Origin of the sequence: Pseudoalteromonas sp. SR45-6 (genome assembly GCF_014163545.1) — a bacterium.
Classification (GTDB): Bacteria; Pseudomonadota; Gammaproteobacteria; order Enterobacterales; family Alteromonadaceae; genus Pseudoalteromonas; species Pseudoalteromonas rhizosphaerae.
Genome location: NZ_JACJDM010000153.1, coordinates 1 through 797, shown reverse-complemented (window position 1 = coordinate 797; position 797 = coordinate 1). Strand labels below are relative to the sequence as shown.

The window sequence follows — 797 nt, the reverse complement described above, 5'->3', positions numbered from 1 at the left end:
AATAGAATTTACTTTGGTGAAGTTGCAATAGACAAAAAAGGTTACAAATTAGCTAAATCTCTCCCTTATTTTACTTTATCGACAGGTGAGGTATTTAAGAAAATAAAACCATATTTAATAGTCGGTATGGGTGAATCAGGTGAAATCAAAGTTTGGATTTCAAATACACCATCTGCTGGGTTTACAGGCCATGTATTACACGAACTAGGCTCAGGGCAAGCTCAATGGCGTGAGAATAAGTAGTAAAGCCACGACCCTAAGCTTATGTTCTATAAAGTATTCGCAGAGGTAGCCCGTAGCTCATGACCCAGAAGAAGACGCTGAATTCACCACTAAAAACCAACAACGTGAGCTTTTTTACAATCAACCAGAACAAGCTGAAGAAAGTGAGCAATGGCAGTCACAACTAATAAATGGATATAGATTATGGACAACCTCATAAAATTACTCATCACACTCACTTTTACATTATTTGTAATGGGTTGCTCGTCAACAGGAACAATTGATTACATGGTTGCAGGTGTCGGCACCGAAAATGGCAATGCAATTTGGGGGCGCTCTGTAGTATTTGATGATGAGTGGGGAATACCGTCAGGGGCAATTGGGTGCTGCTATGGTGAAACAAGAGCGACGGTAAGTGTTTACGATCAAAAATTCCCAGAAAAAGTAGCTGTTGAATGGTTAGATAAGTCAGAAAATAGAATTTACTTTGGTGAAGTTGCAATAGACAAAAAAGGTTACAAATTAGCTAAATCTCTCCCTTATTTTACTTTATCGACAGGTGAGGTATTTAAGAA

Annotated in this window: 1 protein-coding gene and 1 pseudogene; both read left to right on the top strand. The window is 38.3% G+C overall.

Features of this window, described 5'->3' with window-relative positions; genetic code table 11:
- A pseudogene (locus H5158_RS22625) lies at positions 1 to 243 on the top strand (DUF2931 domain-containing protein); the annotation flags it as partial.
- Between the two features lie 183 nt (positions 244 to 426).
- Positions 427 to 797: DUF2931 domain-containing protein (locus tag H5158_RS22620; RefSeq protein WP_182740976.1), on the top strand; the 371-nt coding region annotated here is incomplete at its 3' end.